At 70.0% G+C, this 19012-nt stretch carries 21 protein-coding genes; 7 read left to right on the top strand and 14 right to left on the bottom strand.

Annotated elements, in window-relative coordinates:
- Window positions 1–29: 29 nt before the first annotated feature.
- Window positions 30–284: a hypothetical protein gene (locus ACYVGQ_RS16240; protein ID WP_460785718.1), complete on the top strand. Its 255-nt coding sequence runs from the start codon at window positions 30–32 to the stop codon at window positions 282–284.
- Between the two features lie 6 nt (window positions 285–290).
- Here the strand turns inward: ACYVGQ_RS16240 and ACYVGQ_RS16235 are convergent, their stop codons facing one another.
- From ACYVGQ_RS16235 to trhA, 8 genes are all read right to left on the bottom strand, one after another.
- Window positions 291–1058, bottom strand: coding sequence for an SDR family NAD(P)-dependent oxidoreductase (locus tag ACYVGQ_RS16235; RefSeq protein WP_460785717.1), 768 nt, complete (start codon window positions 1056–1058; stop codon window positions 291–293).
- Window positions 1059–1532 carry an S-ribosylhomocysteine lyase gene (locus tag ACYVGQ_RS16230; RefSeq protein ID WP_460785716.1) on the bottom strand — a complete coding sequence of 158 codons (474 nt, stop codon included), beginning with the start codon at window positions 1530–1532 and terminating at the stop codon, window positions 1059–1061. It abuts the gene before it with no gap.
- Between the two features lie 24 nt (window positions 1533–1556).
- Window positions 1557–2678, bottom strand: coding sequence for an iron-containing alcohol dehydrogenase family protein (locus tag ACYVGQ_RS16225; protein ID WP_460785715.1), 1122 nt, complete (start codon window positions 2676–2678; stop codon window positions 1557–1559).
- On the bottom strand, window positions 2675–3838 hold the full coding sequence (locus ACYVGQ_RS16220; RefSeq protein ID WP_460785714.1) for a pyridoxal phosphate-dependent aminotransferase: 1164 nt from the start codon (window positions 3836–3838) through the stop codon (window positions 2675–2677). Before ACYVGQ_RS16220 ends, ACYVGQ_RS16225 begins: the two co-directional genes overlap by 4 nt.
- Window positions 3835–4494: a methionine ABC transporter permease gene (locus tag ACYVGQ_RS16215; protein ID WP_460785713.1), complete on the bottom strand. Its 660-nt coding sequence runs from the start codon at window positions 4492–4494 to the stop codon at window positions 3835–3837. The genes ACYVGQ_RS16220 and ACYVGQ_RS16215 overlap by 4 nt, the downstream gene beginning before the upstream one ends.
- Window positions 4491–5507, bottom strand: coding sequence for a methionine ABC transporter ATP-binding protein (locus tag ACYVGQ_RS16210; RefSeq protein WP_460785712.1), 1017 nt, complete (start codon window positions 5505–5507; stop codon window positions 4491–4493). The genes ACYVGQ_RS16215 and ACYVGQ_RS16210 overlap by 4 nt, the downstream gene beginning before the upstream one ends.
- Window positions 5507–6352: a MetQ/NlpA family ABC transporter substrate-binding protein gene (locus ACYVGQ_RS16205; RefSeq protein ID WP_460785711.1), complete on the bottom strand. Its 846-nt coding sequence runs from the start codon at window positions 6350–6352 to the stop codon at window positions 5507–5509. The genes ACYVGQ_RS16210 and ACYVGQ_RS16205 overlap by 1 nt, the downstream gene beginning before the upstream one ends.
- Window positions 6353–6471: 119 nt before the next feature.
- Window positions 6472–7176, bottom strand: a complete 705-nt coding sequence (trhA, locus tag ACYVGQ_RS16200) for a PAQR family membrane homeostasis protein TrhA (RefSeq protein ID WP_460785990.1) — start codon at window positions 7174–7176, stop codon at window positions 6472–6474.
- Window positions 7177–7303: 127 nt separating this feature from the next.
- On the opposite strand from trhA, the gene ACYVGQ_RS16195 reads away from it, so the two are divergent.
- Window positions 7304–8083, top strand: coding sequence for an isoprenyl transferase (locus ACYVGQ_RS16195; RefSeq protein WP_460785989.1), 780 nt, complete (start codon window positions 7304–7306; stop codon window positions 8081–8083).
- Window positions 8084–8291: 208 nt separating this feature from the next.
- Window positions 8292–9641, top strand: coding sequence for a PhoH family protein (locus ACYVGQ_RS16190; protein WP_460785710.1), 1350 nt, complete (start codon window positions 8292–8294; stop codon window positions 9639–9641).
- 33 nt (window positions 9642–9674) lie between these two features.
- Here ACYVGQ_RS16190 and ACYVGQ_RS16185 read toward each other — a convergent pair whose 3' ends face one another.
- The 6 genes from ACYVGQ_RS16185 to xseA form a co-directional block, all read right to left on the bottom strand.
- Window positions 9675–10511: an endonuclease domain-containing protein gene (locus tag ACYVGQ_RS16185; RefSeq protein WP_460785709.1), complete on the bottom strand. Its 837-nt coding sequence runs from the start codon at window positions 10509–10511 to the stop codon at window positions 9675–9677.
- Window positions 10512–10744: 233 nt separating this feature from the next.
- Window positions 10745–12166: a class II fumarate hydratase gene (locus tag ACYVGQ_RS16180; RefSeq protein WP_460785708.1), complete on the bottom strand. Its 1422-nt coding sequence runs from the start codon at window positions 12164–12166 to the stop codon at window positions 10745–10747.
- Window positions 12163–12837, bottom strand: coding sequence for a carbonic anhydrase (locus tag ACYVGQ_RS16175; RefSeq protein ID WP_460785707.1), 675 nt, complete (start codon window positions 12835–12837; stop codon window positions 12163–12165). Before ACYVGQ_RS16175 ends, ACYVGQ_RS16180 begins: the two co-directional genes overlap by 4 nt.
- Entirely contained in the window at window positions 12834–13484 is a 651-nt protein-coding gene (locus ACYVGQ_RS16170; RefSeq protein WP_460785706.1) for a DUF4245 family protein, read from the bottom strand. The genes ACYVGQ_RS16175 and ACYVGQ_RS16170 overlap by 4 nt, the downstream gene beginning before the upstream one ends.
- Window positions 13481–13711 carry an exodeoxyribonuclease VII small subunit gene (locus ACYVGQ_RS16165; RefSeq protein ID WP_460785705.1) on the bottom strand — a complete coding sequence of 77 codons (231 nt, stop codon included), beginning with the start codon at window positions 13709–13711 and terminating at the stop codon, window positions 13481–13483. Before ACYVGQ_RS16165 ends, ACYVGQ_RS16170 begins: the two co-directional genes overlap by 4 nt.
- A 37-nt stretch (window positions 13712–13748) precedes the next feature.
- Window positions 13749–15026: an exodeoxyribonuclease VII large subunit gene (xseA, locus tag ACYVGQ_RS16160; RefSeq protein WP_460785704.1), complete on the bottom strand. Its 1278-nt coding sequence runs from the start codon at window positions 15024–15026 to the stop codon at window positions 13749–13751.
- A 54-nt stretch (window positions 15027–15080) separates the two neighbouring features.
- Here xseA and ACYVGQ_RS16155 point away from each other — a divergent pair, with 54 nt between their 5' ends.
- The 4 genes from ACYVGQ_RS16155 to ACYVGQ_RS16140 all read left to right on the top strand — a co-directional run bounded on the left by ACYVGQ_RS16155 (window position 15081) and on the right by ACYVGQ_RS16140 (window position 18995).
- Entirely contained in the window at window positions 15081–16160 is a 1080-nt protein-coding gene (locus tag ACYVGQ_RS16155; RefSeq protein WP_460785703.1) for a 4-hydroxy-3-methylbut-2-enyl diphosphate reductase, read from the top strand.
- A complete protein-coding gene (locus tag ACYVGQ_RS16150) occupies window positions 16157–16936 on the top strand; it encodes an IclR family transcriptional regulator (protein ID WP_460785702.1) in 780 nt (259 codons plus the stop codon). Before ACYVGQ_RS16155 ends, ACYVGQ_RS16150 begins: the two co-directional genes overlap by 4 nt.
- Before the next feature lie 241 nt (window positions 16937–17177).
- Window positions 17178–17726 (top strand): DUF6264 family protein, encoded by a 549-nt coding sequence (locus tag ACYVGQ_RS16145; protein WP_460785701.1) that lies wholly within the window; start codon window positions 17178–17180, stop codon window positions 17724–17726.
- 18 nt (window positions 17727–17744) lie between these two features.
- Window positions 17745–18995 (top strand): hypothetical protein, encoded by a 1251-nt coding sequence (locus tag ACYVGQ_RS16140; RefSeq protein ID WP_460785700.1) that lies wholly within the window; start codon window positions 17745–17747, stop codon window positions 18993–18995.
- Window positions 18996–19012 lie beyond the last annotated feature (17 nt).

The raw sequence follows: 19012 nt of genomic DNA, 5'->3' as shown, positions 1-19012 counted from the left end.
TATGCGACCTGCGCACGAAAGGCGGCCACATGCTGGTTCTGTTCGGGTCCGAGACGCCGATGCCGACCCCGACGATGACGGTCGACCCCGACCTGGTCACGCCGGGTCCTGCCGGGTTCGCGATCATGATCGTCATCGTGATCGCGGTCGTCCTGCTGATCTGGGACATGAACCGCCGCATCCGTCGCGTGCGCTACCGCGAGGAGGTCCGCGAGGAGCTGGACGCCGAGGAGGCCGCAGCTCAGGAGCGGGGCGAGGGCGGAGACGCCGCCGACCGCTCCTGAGCGGTCTCAGTGCATCGTCATCCCGCCGGTGACGTTGAGCCCCTGGCCGGTCATGTAGCCCGCCAGGTCGCTCGCCAGGAACAGCGCCACCCCCGCGACGTCCTCCGGCGTCCCCGTGCGTCCGAGCGGCACCTGCGAACGGTCCTCCGCGGCGACCTCCTCGGCGGTCATGCCGCGGATCGCTCCGCCCTCGATGCGCTCGCGGTGCTTCATCGGGGTCTCGATGATGCCGGGGCAGATCGCGTTGGCCGTGATCCCGCGCGGGGCGAGCTCCGTCGCCATCGTCTTCGTGACGCCGAGCACCGCGTGCTTGGACGCGACGTAGGCGGTCATCCCCCGGTAGCCGTTCTTGCCGGCCTGGGAGGAGATGAAGACGATCCGTCCGGTGCGCCCTGCATCCACCAGTCCCTTCGCGACGTGCTTCGCGACGAGGAAGGAGCCCTTGGCGTTGACGTCGAGATTGCGGTCCCAGTCGGCCTCGGTCGTCTCCGTGGCGAAGCCCAGGGTGGAAGTGCCCGCCGCCGTCACGACGACGTCGATCAGGCCGATCCGCTCGGCGACCTCGGCGACGAGGGCGGCGACGGCATCCTCGTCCGTCACGTTCAGGCGTGCGGTCCACGACCGGTCCCCGGCCTGCTCGAGACCGGCGGGCAGCGACAGATCGGCCGCGACGACCGTCGATCCCTCGGCCAGGAACGCCCGGACGATGCCGGCGCCGATGCCGCTGGCTCCTCCCGTGACGAGGACGACGCGATGGGCGAGCTCGTCGAACACTCAGACCCCTACGCGCTCGAAGGCGTCCAGGCTGATGCCCTGTTCGAGGATGCGCCGGGACCACTCGCGCGCGCTGTGCAGGCTGTGGTCGCGGTAGTTGCCGCACTCCACGGCGGAGACGCCGGGGACATCGCTCCACTCCGCCTCGCCGGCGATGAACTCGAGGCCGTTCCTGACGGCGGAGACCACGTCCGCGATCGCCGGCTCCCCCCAGGTGATGAGGTGGAAGCCGGTGCGGCATCCGAACGGCGAGATGTCGATCACGCCGTCGAGGTGGTCGCGCAGGACGCTCGCCAGCAGGTGCTCGATCGTGTGCAGGCCCGCGGTGGGGATCTCGCCCTCGTTGGGCTGGACGAAGCGCACGTCGAAGTTGGAGATCGCGTCCCCCCTCGGGCCCTTCTCCACCGCGATGAGACGGACGTAGGGCGCGTGGACGGCGGTGTGATCGAGGGTGAAGCTCTCGACTTCGGCCATGGTGTTTCTCCTTGGTTCTCGGGGTCAGGGGAGGGCGACGCCCGCGAGCGGTACGCGCGCGAGGGTCGACTGGTGCACTTCGAGCGTACGCAGGAGTTCGACCAGGCGGGCCGGGTCGGGCGCGTCCTCGAGCAGATGGAAGCTGGACTCCGGGCCAAGTGCGGCCTCGGCGATGGCATGCAGCACGGGATCGGCGTCGGCGTCGACGCCGAGGTCCGCGAGACGGCGGGGGAGCCCCAGCGCCGCGTAGACATCCGCGAGGTCGTCGATCTCGTCCCAGCGCTCCTCGAAGGCCAGCTGGACGAGGATGCCGTAGGCGACCTTCACGCCATGCAGGAGATCGCGTGTGGCGTCGATCGCGCTCAGTCCGTCGCCGACCGGATGCGCGGCCGTCGCGCGGCCGAAGGCGGCGCCGAGTCCCCCCACCAGCCCGGAGGTGATGATCGCGGCCTCGGCGAGCCTGGTCCAGGCGTCGGAGCGCACTCCTCTGCGCATATCTGCCACGGCGGTCGCTCCGAGGGTGCGCACCAGCTCGCCGCAGCGCTCCGCCGCCTCCGCGCCGAACGACGCCAGCGCGTCGGCGGTCGGGCGTCGGCGGAACGCGGCCCGCGTCTCCACGTGCTTGGCGAGCGTGTCGGCCACGCCGGAGACGAACAGATCGACCGGCGAGTCGAACAGCACCTCGGCGTCGACGAACAGTCCCCGCGTCGGCACATCCCACACCTCGTGCCCGAGATGACGGTGCGCGTCGTCGTAGTAGACGGTGACCGCCGACCAGCCGGAGCAGGTGCTCGCGAGCGTCGGCACGAGATAGACAGGCAGATCGAGCCGACGCGCGACCGCCTTGGCGGTGTCCAGCGCCTTCCCGCCGCCGAGCCCCAGCACGCCCTGCACGCGCGCCTCGGACGCGAGAACGGCCAGGCGCTCGATCTCGTTCGGGCTGCACTCTCCCCGGAACTGCGCCTCGGTCAGCTCGACCTCGGGCATATCCGGCAGGAAGGGCTGGGCCGCGCGCAGCGACCGGATGCCGTGCACGAACAGCACACGCTGCACCTCGTCGCCGATGAGGAGCTCGGGGAGCCGGTCGAGGGCTCCGGCGCCGGCGTGCACGACGGCGGGCCCAGGGCGTACGGGGATCGCGGTCATCGCAGGCCCTCCCGTGCCGTGCCGAGGCGCTCCACGAGCTCGTCCAGCCGCTCCTGCGGGTGGACGAGCGAGAGCCGGATGTACCCGCGACCGCGCTCGCCGAACCCGCTGCCCGGCGCGACCGCTATCCCGTGCTCCTCGAGCAGGCGACGTGCCACGGCGACGTCGTCCGCGTCGTCGATCCCGACCCAGAGGAAGAACGTGCCCTCGGCCGGGACGACATCCCAGCCCTGTGCGCGCAGTCCCGCCGCCACCAGGTCGCGGCGTGACCGGTAGACGCCGACGAGGGCGTCGGCGGCCGACTGATCGCCGCCGAGCGCTGCGGCGGCGGCATCCTGCGTCGCCCCGAAGATCGTGCTGAAGGCGTGCGCCTGATACCTCCGCATGGCGGTGATGGCGTCGGGCGCGCCGACCGCGAAGCCGATCCGCCATCCGGCCATGTTGTAGGTCTTGGACAGCGTCGACACCTCGACCGTGCGGGTCGCGTCCACCGTCAGAGCGGACAGCGGACGGGCGTCGAAGCCGAGCGAGGAGTAGGCGAAGTCGTTGATGAGCACGGCCCCGAGCCGCGCGCTCTCCGCGACGGCGCGCTCGAATGTCTCCGCCGTCGCGGTGGCCCCGGTCGGATTGTGCGGATAGTTCAGCAGCAGCGCCGCGGCCTCGTCGAGGTCTTCCAGAGCACCGAAGTCCGGCTGGTGGCTGCGGGAGCGCTCCAGGGGGAGGGGGCGCAGCGTCGCACCGGCGAAACGCGCGGCGCTCGCGTACGCGGGATACCCGGGGTCGGGGACGACCAGGGTCTCACCGGGGTCGACCAGACCGAGCACGGCGGCCATGAGACCTTCGTGCGAACCGTGGAACGCCGCGATCTGCGTGACGGGGTCGAGATCGACCCCATGGTCGGCACGGTAGCGGGCGACGATGGCGTCTGCGAGGGCAGGACGCACGCCGTAGCTCGGATAGCCGTGGTTTCCGGGCTCCGCGACCGCCTGCTGCATGACCGCGACGATGTGGTCCGGCGTGGGCAGGTCGGGATTGCCCTTGGAGACGTCGATGACGTCGACGCCGGCGGCGCGCGCGTCGGCCACCGCGCGGTCCAGCGCACCGAAGAAGTTCTGCGGCAGCGCGCGCACGCGCGCTGCCGGACGGATGCCGGCGCTCACCGCCGCCGCAGCTTCCGCGCCAGCCGTGTCCCGATCAGCTGGATGAGCTGGACGATGACCACCAGGGTGATCACGGTGACGAGCATGATGACGCCGTCGAACCGCTGGTAGCCGTAGCTGATCGCCAGGTCCCCGATGCCGCCGGCGCCGACGGTGCCCGCCATCGCCGTGGCATCCAGCAGGCCGATCGTCGCCGTCGTGAGCGCGAGCACGAGAGACCCCCGCGCCTCCGGCAGCAGGAACCGGGTGAAGATCTGCACAGGCGTCGCGCCCATCGACTTCGCCGCCTCGACGATGCCCTCCGGAACCTCGAGCAGCGAGTTCTCCACCAGGCGGGCGATGTACGGCGCGACCATGATGATGAGGGGCACGAGCGCGCCGTTCACGCCGATCGACGTGCCGACCACCAGGCGGGTGAACGGCAGGATCGCGACGAGCAGGATGATGAACGGCAGCGAGCGGACGATGTTGATGAAGGCGTTCAGGATGAAGGAGACGACCGCGTTCGGCAGGACCCCGCCCGGCCGGGTCACCACGACCGCGATACCGAGCAGGATGCCGAGCACCGATCCGGCGAACAGGGCGACGCCGAGCATGTACAGCGTCTCGCCGAGGGCCTCGAGGAACAGCTCGGGTGTGAGCAGGGTGTCGATCATGCGGTGACCTCCTCGATGCTCACGATGCGCTGCGCGAGATGCTCGAACGCCGCCGACTGCTGCGCCGCCGGGCCTGCGACCTGGATGATCATGTTCCCGACCGTGCGCTCCTGGAGATCGGTCATGTCGGCGTGCAGGATGTTCACCTCGAGACCGAAGTCCGAGATGAGGGCTCCGACGATCGGCGTGGTCACCTCGTCATCCAGGAAGCGCAGCCGCCACAGCGGATTCCCGCCGATGGCGCGGCGGACGCGGTCCGGGAGCTCGTGGGGGATCACGGTGCCGACGAAGGCCTGGGCGATGGCCGTGCGCGGATGCACGAAGACGTCCATGACCGAGCCCTGCTCGACCACGCGGCCGTCCTCCATCACCGCGACCGAGTGGCAGAGGTCCTTGATGACGTCCATCTCGTGGGTGACGACGAGGATGGTCGTGCCGTACTCGCGGTTCACACGACGCAGCAGCTCGATGATCTGCTGCGTCGTGGTCGGGTCGAGCGCGCTCGTCGCCTCGTCGCAGAGCAGGACGGCGGGATTGCGCACGATCGCCCGCGCGATCCCCACCCGCTGCTTCTGACCCCCGGAGAGCTGGCCGGGGTAGGCGGAGACGCGCTCGCCGAGGCCGACGAACGCGAGTGCCTCCGCAGCTCGCGCGTGCGCCTCGCGCCGGCCGACGCCGTCCAGCCGCAGAGGCATCGCGACGTTGTCGAGCACGGTCACGGTCTCCAGCAGCTGGAACTGCTGGAAGATCATCGCTGTGCGCTTGCGCGCGGTGCGCAGCTCGGCCGTGGACAGGGTCGTCAGATCCACGCCGTCGACGAGGACCGTGCCCTCGGACGGCGTCTCGAGGGCGTTGACCATCCTGATCAGCGTGCTCTTGCCGGCGCCGCTGTGCCCGATCACGCCGAAGATCTCTCCCTGCGGGACCGTGAGGTCGACGGCGTCCAGCGCCGTGAGGGTGCGCTCACCGCGCCCGAATCGACGGCTCACGCCGTCGAAGCGGACGGCATCCATCAGTCCTCCAGCGCGGCGGGCAGGTTGTAGCCGTCGTACTGCTCGTTCGCCGCGATGTACTCGGCGAACTCGTCGGACTCGTAGGCAGCCTTGATCGCCTGCGCCCAGTCGGCGTCGAGGTTCGCCTCATCGACGGCCACGACCACGGAGAACTCGTCCGTCAGGTCCTCGAGCGCGAGCGCGTCGGTGAGCGCGAGGCCGCCGGAGACGACGAAGTTGCCCTGGATGACGCTGTAGTCGACGTCCTGCAGGGAGGGGACCTGCTGCGCGTTCTCCATCTCGACGAACTGGATGTCGTTCGGGTTCTCGACGACGTCCTGGAGAGAGGCGGTGGCGGGATCGATCGTGTCGGAGAGCGTGAGGAGATCGAGGCCCTCGAGGACCTTCAGCGCACGGTACTGGTTCGACGGCTGGTTCGGCACGGCGATCGTCGAACCGGTGCCCAGATCGTCCAGCGAGCTCTTCTTGCCGCCGAACAGCGCCATCGGCGGACCGGGCACCTGCACCAGCGCGGCGTTGGACAGCCCCTCCTGGGCGTTGATCGAGTCCATGTAGACGGGGTGCTGCATGATGTTCGCGTCGATCTCGCCGTTGCTCAGCGCGACGTTGACGATCACGCCGTCGGTGAAGTCGCTCGTCTCGACCGTGTATCCCTCGGCCTCCAGGATGGGCTGGATCCCGTCCTGGAACATCTCCAGGTACGGGCCGGGGTTGAAGCCGACCGAGATGGTGGTCTTCTCCTCGGGCGCGGCGTCGTCGTCTGCGGGCGTGGACGAGCAGCCGGCGATGAGGACGACGGCGGCGGTCACCGCGGCGGCGGAGAGAAGTCGGGCGGAACGGCGCATCACGGAGACCTCCGGTGAAGGAAAAGGGAGAGGGGTACCCCTCGACGGTATCGGCGGCGGCGACGCGTCATTGCATCGTGTTACGAATCATTGCTTCCCGCTTGACGAGACGGTGTGGATCAGCCGGGCAGCCCCAGCGACGGGGCCAGCGGTTCGAGCGCGATCAGCAGGCAGGCCGTCCAGTGGCAGAGGAACGCGAGCACCGTGCAGACGTGGAAGATCTCGTGGAATCCGAAATGCCCCGGCCACGGGTTCGGCCTCTTCAGGGCGTAGACGATCGCGCCGCCGGTGTAGAGCAGGCCGCCGACGATCACGAGGATCATCATGGCGAGATTCGCGTTGAGGAGGTCGACGAGGTACATCACCGCCGCCCACCCGAGCAGCAGGTAGAGCGCGACGTAGAGCCAGCGCGGGGCGTCGATCCAGAAGACGCGGAACAGGATGCCGAGGATCGTGCCGCTCCAGACCAGGATCAGCAGCAGCATCCCCTTCTCCGGGGGCAGCGCGAGCGTCGCGATCGGCGTGTACGTGCCGGCGATCAGCAGCAGGATGTTGGCGTGATCGATGCGCTTGAGGACGATCTTGGTCCTCGGGCCCCAGTCGAACCGGTGATAGACGGCCGAGTTCCCGAAGAGCAGCAGCGAGGTCGCCATGAACACCGCGGCCGCCCACTTGCCCGGCGCTCCCTGCGCGAGCACGATCAGCACCACACCCGCCGCGATCGCCACGGGGAAGGCGCCCGCGTGGATCCAGCCGCGCCAGGTCGGCTTGATCTCGACGGCGGCGTCGGCTGCTGCCGCTTCCAGCAGCGGCAGCTGGGGCAGGTCCGTCGGCTTTCGGGAGCGAGGGGTCACGTGCTCACTCTATGGGGGTCTGCATTCCCTCCGCGGCACATGTCCTGTGCATTCGCCCAGCGCGGCGTGAGGGCGGCACGGTAGCGTGGGAGGCGTGATTGCACGCGCGAGCGAAGGCCGGGGGCCGCTGTACCGGCTGTACGGCAATCGGCTGCGCCGGCGGCTCGACACGGCATCCGTCCCGCACCATGTCGCGATGATGATCGACGGCAACCGACGGTGGGCGCGTCAGCTCGGCCTCGGGTCGGCCGCGGACGGTCACAGGGCCGGAGCGGCGAAGATGCGCGAGTTCCTCGGCTGGTGCGATGCGCTCGGCGTGAAGGTCGTCTCGCTCTACCTCCTCTCCAGCGACAATCTGCTCAAGCGCGACTCCCAGGAGATCGCCGATCTCATCGAGATCATCGCCGAGCTCGCCGACGCGCTCTCGCACGAGCCGGAATGGCGGGTCAAGCACGTCGGCCGCGCCGACATCCTTCCCGCGGAGCTCGCGCGGGTGCTGGCCGACGCGGAGGGGCGCACCAGCGGGCACACAGGGCTCCACGTCAATCTCGCCGTCGGCTACGGCGGCCGCAATGAGATCGTCGACGCCGTGCGCAGCATCCTGTCGCACCACAATGCCTCCGGCGGCACTCTCGAGGATCTCGCCGAGCAGCTCACACCCGAGATGATCGGCGAGCACCTCTACACGACCGGTCAGCCCGACCCCGACCTTGTCATCCGCACGAGCGGGGAGCAGCGGCTCAGCGACTTCCTCCTCTGGCAGAGCGCGCACAGCGAGTTCTACTTCGTGGAGGCGCTCGGACCGGACCTCCGCGAGGTGGACTTCCTCCGCGCGATCCGCGACTACGCGGACAGGGATCGTCGCTTCGGCCGCTGAGCGGCCGGCGATGCTCGAGGGACGGCCAGGGAAAGTTCACCAACGCGTAACACCTCTTCCAGCGTGTCGGGATGGCGTGTCGCCCTCGCCAGGTCGTACCTTCTAGGCATCGGGCACGGTGCCCGGTCGAGTCGGCCGTAAAGGAACACGACTCGTGGCCAGCGGTCGACTCGAGATAGCCGGGTTCCACCCGGGTCGGGAGTGGGTCGTGACCACACGTACAGCGCAGCAGCAGTCCCGCACGAGCACGCCGCAGGAACCGGAGACGGACCTGCGGACCTATGTGCTCGACACCTCGGTCCTGCTCAGCGATCCGCAGGCGTTCTTCCGCTTCGCGGAGCATTCCATCGTCCTTCCCGTGGTCGTCATCACGGAGCTGGAGGGCAAACGTCACGACCCGGAGATCGGGTACTTCGCCCGCCAGGCGCTGCGTCATCTCGACGAGCTGCGGGTCGAGCACGGCCGGCTCGACTTCCCGGTCCCGGTCGGCGCAGGCGGCACGCTGCGGGTGGAGCTGAACAACACGAACGGCGATGTCCTCCCCAGCGGCATCCGCCTCGGCGACAACGACAGCCGGATCCTCGCGGTGGCCATGCACCTCGCCCAGGACGGGCAGGACGTCACCATCGTCTCCAAGGACCTCCCGATGCGCGTGAAGGCGGCGTCGCTCGGCCTGCGGGCGGAGGAGTACCTCGCCGAGCAGGCGGTGGACTCCGGCTGGACGGGGATCTCCACGCTCGCGCTCTCCGGCGACGAGATGAGCGACCTCTACGAGAGCGAGGTCGGCACCAGCGAGGAGGCGATCGGGCTCCCGGTGAACACGGGGCTGATCATCCACTCGGAGCGCGGCTCCGCCCTGGGGCGCGTCACGAGCGACGGCGAGTACAAGCTGGTCCGCGGCGACCGCGAGGTCTTCGGCATGCACGGCCGCTCGGCGGAGCAGCGCATCGCGATCGATCTCCTGCTCGACCCGGAGGTCGGGATCGTGTCCCTCGGCGGACGGGCCGGCACCGGCAAGTCGGCGCTGGCCCTGTGCGCGGGCCTGGAGGCGGTGCTGGAGCGCCAGCAGCAGAAGAAGATCATCGTGTTCCGGCCCCTGTTCGCCGTCGGCGGGCAGGAGCTCGGATACCTTCCCGGCGACCAGGGCGAGAAGATGGGCCCGTGGGGGCAGGCGGTCTTCGACACCCTGGGCTCCGTGGTCTCGGGCAATGTGATGGACGAGGTCGTGGAGCGCGGCATCCTCGAGGTGCTGCCGCTGACCCATATCCGCGGGCGGTCGCTGCATGACGCCTTCGTGATCGTGGACGAGGCGCAGTCTCTGGAGCGCAATGTCCTGCTGACCGTGCTCAGCCGGATGGGCCAGAACTCGCGGGTCGTGCTCACGCACGACGTCGGCCAGCGCGACAACCTGCGCGTCGGACGCCACGATGGGATCGCCAGCGTGATCGAGACCCTCAAGGGGCACGACCTGTTCGGGCACGTGACGCTGATGCGCTCCGAGCGCTCCGCGATCGCGGCGCTGGTCACGGAGCTGCTGGAGGGCGGCGAGCTCAGCTAGCACGTCGGCCCCCTGCCTGTGTCAGGCGCGGCATCAGGCGTGGTCCTGCAGGCGCGCCATCGCGCCGAGGATCGCCGCCTGCACGGTCGGCCAGTCGTGCACGATCTGCCCGTAGCTGAAGCGCAGCGTCTCGTACCCGAGAGCGGATGCCGCGGCATCCCGCATCAGGTCCCTGTGCCGCTTCGCGGCGCCGGTGTGGTTCTCCTTGCCGTCCACCTCGATGATGAGCCGCCCGCCGACGACGAAGTCGACGCGGCCCACCCCGTGGATGACGACCTGAGCGGCCAGGATGAGGCCGAGCACGTGGAGCCGCAGCCGCAGAAGCGACTCGAGACCGCTTTCGGCCTCGGCGCCCGCGAGGTCGACGAGCCAGCGGGCGGATGCCGGAAGCGCTGCGCGCACCCGGAGCTTGGCCGCGCGCGAGAGCCTGCGCAGGTGCAGCGCCGATTCCAGGGATGCGAAGAACGATTCGTCGCCTTCGCAGTGGAACAGCTGGATCAGCGCCGTCTCGACGTCGACGATGCCGAGCGGCACGACTCCGCGGAAGAAATGGCTGGTGCACCGGCATCCGCCGTGTTCGTGAACGCGCCCGCGGCGACCGACCCAGACATGCGGCCGCGTGTCGTCGTCCAGAACCCAGATGCCGTGCACGCGAAGCGCGCTCGCGCAGGTCAGCGCACCTCCGTGCAGCGCGGCGACGCGCACGTTCGGGTCCAGGGTGCTCGTGGCGAAGAGCCCAGGACGAAGGCGCTCGAGCTCGCGTCGGCCCACGGCCTTGGCGAGCTCGGCCCGGCTGAGGCCGTAGCGCTGCAGTGCGGTGCCGTGGGCGAGTCCGCCGAGGCGTATGACGGTGGTGTGCGGATCGAGCATCGCACCAGGATGTCAACCGCGCCGGATCGCCGACGCTCCTGTGGCACGGAATCCTCGGCAACGATGGATAACCCATCGCGAAGCACGGTGGTGCAGGGCGGGACGCCCCGCGCCCGGCATCGTCGGGACGGTCACAGAATGGGGGCCGACACGCCAGATATCGGACCGGAACCGTCGTCCCGTCCTGCACGTGGCGTGTCGGCCCCCGAAGTGTGGCAGGGAGCCGGGGCAGCTCAGCCCGGGTGCGTCATGGAGAGCAGGTCGAGCTTCTCGTCCAGCTGCTGCTCGGTGAGCTCGCCGCGCTCCACATAGCCGAGGCCGATGACCGCATCGCGCACCGTGATGCCCTTGGCGACCGCGTGCTTGGCGATCTTCGCGGCGGCCTCGTAGCCGATGAGCTTGTTCAGCGGCGTGACGATCGACGGGCTCATGCCCGCGAAGGCGGCGGCACGCTCGGTGTTCGCCTGCAGGCCGTCGACCGTCTTGTCCGCGAGAGCGCGGGAGGCGTTCGCCAGCAGGCGGATCGACTCCAGCAGCGCCGTGCCCATCACGGGGATGGCGACGTTCAGCTCGAAGGCGCCGGATGCTCCGGCCCAAGCGACCGTCGCATCGTTGCCGATGACCCTGGCGCACACCATGAGCACCGCTTCGGGGATGACGGGGTTGACCTTGCCGGGCATGATCGAGGAGCCGGGCTGCAGATCGGGGATGTGCAGCTCGCCGAGTCCGGTGTTCGGGCCGGAGCCCATCCAGCGCAGGTCGTTGTTGATCTTCGTCAGCGAGACGGCGATCGTGCGCAGGGCGCCGGACGCCTCGACGAGGCCGTCCCGGTTGGCCTGCGCCTCGAAGTGGTCCTTCGCCTCGGTGATCGGCAGCTCGGTCTCCGCGGCGAGCAGGGCGATGACCTTCTGCGGGAAGCCGAGCGGCGTGTTGATGCCGGTGCCGACCGCCGTGCCTCCGAGGGGGACCTCCGCGACGCGGGGCAGCGCCGACTGCACGCGCTCGATGCCGAGGCGGATCTGGCGGGCGTAGCCGCCGAACTCCTGGCCCAGGGTCACGGGCGTCGCGTCCATGAGATGCGTCCGGCCGGACTTGACGGCATCTTTCCACAGCTCCGCCTTCGCCTCCAGCGCGACCGCGAGGTGGTCGAGCGAGGGGATGAGCGTGTCGATGAGCGCCTGGGTGACGGCGATGTGCACGGAGGTCGGGAAGACGTCGTTCGACGACTGCGAGGCGTTCACGTGGTCGTTCGGGTGCACGGGCGAGCCGAGGATGCCGGTCGCGAGCGTCGCGAGGACCTCGTTCATGTTCATGTTCGACGAGGTGCCGGAACCGGTCTGATAGGTGTCGACGGGGAACTGCTCGTCGTGCGAGCCCGCTGCCACCTCGTCCGCGGCCTGCGCGATGGCCTCCGCGATGGCGCCGTCGAGGGTGCCGAGCTCCTTGTTCGCGAGCGCCGCGGCCTTCTTGATCCGCGCGAGCGCGGCGATCTGGGCGGGCTCGAGCCCCTTGCCCGAGATCGGGAAGTTCTCCACGGCGCGCTGCGTCTGCGCCCCGTACAGCGCGCTCACCGGCACGCGGACCTCGCCCATCGTGTCGTGCTCGATGCGGTAGCCCTGCGAGTCCTCGTCGCTGTGCTGGTGTGTCTCGGTCACTTCGATCCCTCCTGGATTGCGGGGACGTCGTCGGCCCCCTGGTCGATTCCCACGGTGATGACGGGCACGGCGGTGCCTTCGGCGAGACGATAGTTCGCGCCGACGATGCCCAGCCGCCCCTCGGCGACGGCGTCGCTGATGAGCTCGGAGGACTGCAGCAGGTTCGCCACCGTGTTGCGCAGATGCTCGCGGCCGACGAGCTCGGCGTCGATGTCCGCAGGAGAGGATCCGCCGTTCTGCGCGAGCACGCGGCGGGCGGCGGGGATGATGGGGGCGATCAGCTTCCAGATGTGCGGGGGGAGCGGGGCGGCGTCGATCGCCGTGCCGTCGATGGCCGCGCGCACGGCCCCGCACTCGTCATGCGCGAGCACGACGATGAGCGGGACCCGCAGGATCTCGACCGCGTACTCCAGGCTCCCGACGATGGACTCGCCGATGACCTGACCGGCGTTGCGCACCACGAACAGGTCGCCGAGTCCCTTGTCGAAGATGATCTCGGCCGCGAGGCGCGAGTCGGAGCAGCCGAACAGCGTCGCCATCGGATTCTGCGCGTGCGCGAGGTCGTGGCGCCGGCCGACATCCTGATTCGGATGCTGCGGCTCACCGCTCACGAACCGACGATTGCCTGCGGCCATCTCCTGCCAGGCGGCGGTCGGGGTCAGCGTGGTCATCCTGCCTCCTGCAGCTCGACGATCTGGGGCGCGATGGTCTGCGCGAGGTCGGCGGTCTGCGCCGCAGTGCGCGATCCGTAGAGCAGCAGGTAGTCGTCGCCGACCGGCGTGCCCAGCGCGTAGCGGATGTTCGCGTCTCCGCCGGAGCCGATGTCGAAGACGTCCCAGTCGAGTCCGCCCACGCGCGTGGTCTCGGCCTCCGGCGCGGTGCCGCCGAGCATCTGAGGCGCCCAGGACGCGTCCGCGTCGAAGGCCTGGGCGACCTTGATGAAGCCGCGCTCGTCCTCGTCCGCCGGAGCGAGCGTGATGTTCCAGACCGTGGTCGATCCGCCCTCGAGCTCGGCCGCGTTCACGCGCCAGAAGCTGTCGAGCTCGGGGACGATGACGTCGCGCTGCATGGTGGACTCGACATCGGAGGCGATGCCCTCGAGGTCGATGCTCGGCGCAGACGCCGGCTCGCCCCGCGGCACGGCGAAGACGATCACGGCGACGATCGCGAGCGTCACCAGGAGGGCGGCGACCAGATTGCGCACGTTCTGGCTGGCGCGATAGACCCTGCTGGACTCCGCCTTGCGCGCGGCGGTCTCGTCCGCGGTCTCCGGGCGTCCGAGCTCCGCGACGATCGGCGCTTCGTTCCCGCGGCTCACGATTCGGCCTCGCCGGATGCCGCCTCGCGCGCCGCGTCCAGGCGGCGCTTCGCGCCCAGCAGCCACTCCTCGCAGCGTGCCGCCAGCGCCTCGCCGCGCTCCCAGAGGGCAAGGGACTGCTCGAGGGTCGGTGCGCCCTGTTCGAGTTCGGCGACGACCTTCACCAGCTCGTCGCGTGCGGCCTCGAACGACAGCGTTTCCACGGGATCGGCGGGAGGCAGAGTCACATGCTCCATCCTACGTCTTCGCTCGACACCGCCTCGATCAGCCGTCCTCCGCGATCTCGCCCTCCGAGCGCACCGCCACCGAGCCGCGGTCGACGGTCAGGGTCAGGGCCGTGCCGGCCGGAGCGTCGGCGGCGTCGCGCAGGACGATCCCGCCGTCGAGGTGGGCGATCGCATAGCCGCGCGCGAGCGTCGCCGCGGGGGAGAGGGCGCGCAGCGACGCTCGCAGCTCGCTCGTGGTCCTCGTCGCGCGGTCCAGGCGCCGGGTGATCTCGTCACGACCGCGCGCCGACAGCAGCAGGAGCTCCTGCGCGCGTGCGTCGATGATCGGATCGGGGGAGCGCAGCACGGGACGGGAGCGCAGCTGCTCCAGCTGCAGGATGTCGTGCGAGACCCGCTGGGTGAGCCAGCTCGTCGCCCTGGAGCGCAGCTGCGCGATCAGCGCTCGCTGCTCGCCCACGTCCGGGACCACGCGCTTGGCGGCATCCGTCGGGGTGGAGGCGCGGAGGTCCGCGACGTCGTCGAGCAGCGGATGGTCGTTCTCGTGCCCGATCGCCGAGACGACGGGAGTGGATGCCGCGGCCACCGCGCGCACCAGGCGCTCGTCGCTGAACCCGAGCAGGGTCTGCGGATCGCCGCCGCCGCGTGCGATGACGATGACGTCGACATCGGGGTCGGCGTCCAGCTTCGCCAGGGCCGCCAGGGTCTCGGGAACGCAGCGATCGCCCTGCACCGCTGCGTATTCGGTGCGGAACGACACGGCGGGCCAGCGCAGCTCCGCGTTGCGGTGGACGTCCTTCTCGGCATCCGATCGCTCTCCGGTGATGAGGCCGATCACGTGCGGCAGGAACGGCAGCGGCTTCTTGCGAGAGGCGTCGAACAGCCCTTCCTCGCGCAGCTGGGCGCGCAGCCTCTCCAGCTTCTCGAGCTGGTCTCCGAGCCCGACGTGCTTCATCGCGGAGACCGCGAAGCTGAAATCGCCGGAGCGGACGAAGTAGTCCGCCTTGACGGCGGCGACGACGTGATCGCCCACGGCGAGGTCGGCGGGTATCCTGGCCCGCACGCTCGACCAGATCCGCAGGGAGATCTGAGCGTCTGATCCGGCGTCCTTGAGACGAGCGAAGACGTTGCCGGCGCGCACGTTCCATGACGTGATCTCACCCTCCACCCACACCGTGTTCCAGCGGGCGACGAAGTCGCGGATGGTGGCGTTGAGCCGGGCGACGGATGTCGGTGCCTCGGCCGTCGAATCGCGCGGGGCGACGGAATCGGGCGGGGGAGCCGCACCGGGGACCGCGGCCGCTTCGAAGACGGTCATGCCCTGCCTCTCGTTTCCAGGTCCGTCCAGGCTGCCCGCCGGTAGAATCGAGGGGTGAGTCAGACAGTCGTGCACCTCGCCGCTCCCCGTGTTCCGAGGGCGCGGCCTGTCGCGCTTCAGGATAACCCGGTCGACGGACACAAGCGGGTGCTGCTGGCCGCGCCGCGTGGCTACTGCGCCGGCGTCGACCGTGCCGTCGTCGCGGTCGAGAAGGCGCTCGAGCGCTACGGCGCGCCGGTGTACGTGCGCAAGCAGATCGTGCACAACATCCACGTCGTCACGGAGCTCGAGGCCAAGGGCGCGATCTTCGTCGACGAGGTCGACGAGGTTCCGGAGGGCGCCCACATCGTCTTCAGCGCGCACGGCGTATCGCCGGCGGTGGTGAACGCGGCATCCGATCGGGGGCTGCACGCCATCGACGCGACCTGCCCGCTGGTGACGAAGGTGCATCGCGAGGCGGTGCGCTTCGCGAAGAACGACTACGAGATCCTTCTCATCGGACATACAGGTCATGAGGAGGTCGAGGGCACCGCCGGAGAGGCGCCCGACCACGTCACCATCGTGAACAATCCGGAGGAGGCCGGCACCGTCGAGGTGCGCGACCCCTCGAAGGTCGTGTGGCTGTCGCAGACGACGCTCTCCGTGGACGAGACGATGGAGACGGTGAACCGGCTGCGCACGCGCTTCCCCGAGCTGCAGAACCCGCCTTCCGACGACATCTGCTACGCGACGCAGAACCGCCAGGTCGCCATCAAGAAGGTGGCCGCGGAGGCCGATCTGGTCATCGTCGTCGGGTCGGCGAACTCCTCCAACAGCGTGCGCCTGGTCGAAGTCGCCCTGGAGTACGGCGCGAAGGCGGCGTACCGTGTGGACTACGCCGACGAGGTCAAGCAGGAGTGGCTCGACGGAGTGGCGACGGTCGGGGTCACCAGCGGTGCCTCCGTCCCCGAAGTCCTCGTGCAGGAAGTCCTCGAGGTGCTCGACGGAGCCGGATACGGCGACGTCCAGGAAGTGCGCACGGCCGAGGAGGATCTGATGTTCTCCCTTCCCAAGGAGCTGAGGCAGGACGCCTCGGGGCAGCGAGACGCGCGCGCCCTCGGCGGACGCTCGGCGGATCCAGGATCCTCACGGTGAACACCCGGGAGCCGGAGCCCACCCTCATCGGGTCGGTGCAACGTGCTCTCCGGCTCGTGGACATCGTCGCGAACGCTCCCCGGCCGCTGCCGGCGAAGATGCTCGCCGCTGCCACGGGCCTCACCATCGGCACGACGTACAACCTCGTGCGCACTCTGATCCATGAGGGGTATCTGGCCTCGGAGCCGGACGGCCTCGTCCTGGGCGGGCGCTTCCCCGCGATGCAGGCGGAGGGCGATGCCCGCGGGGTGTTCCTCGCCAGGGTGCGCCAGGCGCTGAAGGACGTCACGGACGAGGTTGGAGCGACCGCCTATCTGTCCCGGTTCGACGACGGCGAGGTGCATCTCGTCGACATCGTCGACGCCACGCACAACCCGCGGGTGGAGCTGTGGGTGGGACTGCACTCCAGCGCGCACGCCACGGCCCTGGGCAAACGCATCCTCGCCGACCTGTCCGAGGAAGACCGGCTGGACTACATCGGCCGGCATCGTCTCGAGGAGCTCACGCCGAAGACGATCAGCGACCGGCGGACGCTGCTGACGCAGCTCGAGCACTCCCCGGCGTGGACCGTCGACGACGAGGAGTACGCGATCGGCAGCACGTGCGTCGCGGTCCCGGTGATCGCGCCAGACGTCACGGCATCCCTCGCCATCTCCCTGCCCGCGGACCGTGCGATCGTCGATCGCGGACTGGTGACGACTCTCCAGCGCGCCGCGCGGAAGCTGTCCCTGCAGCTCGGGGCGGACTCATTCGGGGCCGACGACTTCACTATCTGAACAAAACGGGTGGAAGTCGGACGCCGCTGTTCCTAGCATGGGAACAGTAGACGTCTGTCGTAACGGCGCTACAGGCACCGGAGAGCGTCCCCAGCGCATCGGTGCCTTCGGCGGAGAGCGTCCCCAGCGCTCACGCTCGCGGCCCCCGAGGTGTCCCCACACCTCCGGGGCCGTCGTCCTCTCCAGTGCCGGTTCCGATTTCTGTGAGCCGCGCCGATCCCGGATGGCTAGCATGGGCGTCATGAGCGACGATCGTCCGCAGTACGGGGAGTACGCCTCGCCGGAGGAGCAGCGCAGGCGGGCCGGCCTCCCGCCGCTGGATCCTGCGACGGCGGATCTGCCTCCCGCCGGGTTCGGACCCGTGCACGTCCCGGGACGCGCGGCCGAGGCGAGTCCGTCGTCGACGCCGGCCCCGCGACCGCGGGGAGTCGACCGGATCGTCACGATCGCGCTGCTCGCCTATGGGCTGGTGAACGTCGTGATGTCGGCGATCGCCTACCTCGATCTTCCTGGCGTCATGAACCGGTACCTGGAGATCTTCGGCATCGAGGGCGAGTTCACGAATCTCGATCAGGGGCGTCTCTGGGGCGGCATCGCGGCCGCGGTGCTCGTCGCGGGCTATGCGCTGACCGTCTGGCTGTCCGTCCGGCGTCTGCGCGCGCCGAAGCCGAGCTGGTGGGTGCCGATCGTCGGCGCCGTGGTCACCTCGTTCGCGGTGTCGCTGTGCCTCATGGTCCCGATGCTCGGCGACCCGGCGTTCGCGAGCATCCTCCAGGGCGCCGGCAGCTGACACCGGTACTGTCGAACGGTGCTTCCGAACGATGTCGCCGCCCGGCTCTTCTCCGCATCCGTCGATCGTCGTGACGGGATGGACCCCCGAGAGGATGCCCGCGTCGTGCTGCGGGGGCTGAGAGTGCCGGCGGCCGTCCGCGACGCGACGGCGGCCTGGTCGAACGGCCAGGAGGCGGTCGTCGCGATCCCGGTGACCGATGACGGCCGGGTGCTCACTCTCGATGCCGACGACGCGATCGCCATGACCCTCACCGTCCGTGCGCTCCTCGCTGCCTTCCGGGAGGCCGGCCTGACGCTCTGGCTGGATGCCGGGGACGACGTCGGTGACGACGTCGGTGACGACGAGGCGGAGCTCGCGGATGCCTCCGACGAGTTCGGCGCCGATGCCGAGACGCCGGCGGGAGCGGATGCCGAGATCGATCCCGCCCTCTTCGCGCCGGCCGTCGTGCAGGTCGCATCCTTCTCGCACCGGGGCCCGGGGATGGCCAGGGTCGCCGCACAGCTCCAGCAGAGCGAGGTGGAGCACGTCGAGAGCGGGGTGTGGTCCCTCCAGCGCTTCTCGACGGCGGAGCCGAGCGGCGCCGGGTCGGCCTCGGGCGCCGACCTCCCGGTGATCGAGCTCAGCAGGACGGAGATCGGAGACGGCTGGTTCGATGTCCGGCTCCCCTCCGGGGTCGTGCCGTTCTGGACGGATGCCGAGCGGGATGCGCAGCCGGTCCTGGACATCGACGCGATCACGGTTCCCGAGACCGCCGCGATCGTCCATCGCCTTCTCACCGAGGGGGACGGGTCGCGTGACGACCTCCTGGAGGTCGCGTCGCGCACGCCCCTGGACGTCGATGCGGCGCATGCGGCGCTCATCCCCGAGGCGCTCGGCGGGGTCGTGGGCGCCGAGGCGCGTCAGCGGGCGTTCCTGGCGGCGTTCGGGGTTCCTGCGGAGCTCATCGACGCCGCCTTCGGGGAGCCGGGGGCTTTGGAGGTCCGGCGCTTTGTCCCGACGGGCTGGTGGGCGCTCGTGCGCGAGCTCCTCATCGAGGGCGCCGGCGGCCTCACGCCCCTGACGCGTCGAGGATGTCCGACGGCGCGGTTCGGACGAATGCTGCGGGAGCGGCCTCTGCGGGGCGTCGCGCTGAGCACGGCTGAGCTGACAGCGGGGCTCGCCCTGTCGCGCCTCCGGGGCGTCGGCCGTGTCCTCGGCATCCTTCTCGTCGTGGATGCCGTGGTCGACCTCCTGATCTGGGCCGTCCGCCTCCGGCGCGTGCGCTGACCAGAACGCACGAACGC

The sequence above is a fragment of the Microbacterium tumbae genome (assembly GCF_054780175.1).
Note: the sequence above shows the minus strand (reverse complement) of the source record. Positions and strands in the feature narration are given on the sequence as shown.

Coding starts and splice junctions, on each gene's coding strand:
- ACYVGQ_RS16205 (WP_460785711.1), bottom strand. CDS start 6,352: ATGCGCCGTTCCGCCCGACTTCTCTCCGCCGCCGCGGTGACCGCCGCC.
- ACYVGQ_RS16210 (WP_460785712.1), bottom strand. CDS start 5,507: ATGGATGCCGTCCGCTTCGACGGCGTGAGCCGTCGATTCGGGCGCGGT.
- xseA (WP_460785704.1), bottom strand. CDS start 15,026: ATGACCGTCTTCGAAGCGGCCGCGGTCCCCGGTGCGGCTCCCCCGCCC.
- ACYVGQ_RS16215 (WP_460785713.1), bottom strand. CDS start 4,494: ATGATCGACACCCTGCTCACACCCGAGCTGTTCCTCGAGGCCCTCGGC.
- ACYVGQ_RS16185 (WP_460785709.1), bottom strand. CDS start 10,511: ATGCTCGATCCGCACACCACCGTCATACGCCTCGGCGGACTCGCCCAC.
- ACYVGQ_RS16240 (WP_460785718.1), top strand. CDS start 30: ATGCTGGTTCTGTTCGGGTCCGAGACGCCGATGCCGACCCCGACGATG.
- ACYVGQ_RS16145 (WP_460785701.1), top strand. CDS start 17,178: ATGAGCGACGATCGTCCGCAGTACGGGGAGTACGCCTCGCCGGAGGAG.
- ACYVGQ_RS16230 (WP_460785716.1), bottom strand. CDS start 1,532: ATGGCCGAAGTCGAGAGCTTCACCCTCGATCACACCGCCGTCCACGCG.
- ACYVGQ_RS16225 (WP_460785715.1), bottom strand. CDS start 2,678: ATGACCGCGATCCCCGTACGCCCTGGGCCCGCCGTCGTGCACGCCGGC.
- ACYVGQ_RS16175 (WP_460785707.1), bottom strand. CDS start 12,837: ATGACCACGCTGACCCCGACCGCCGCCTGGCAGGAGATGGCCGCAGGC.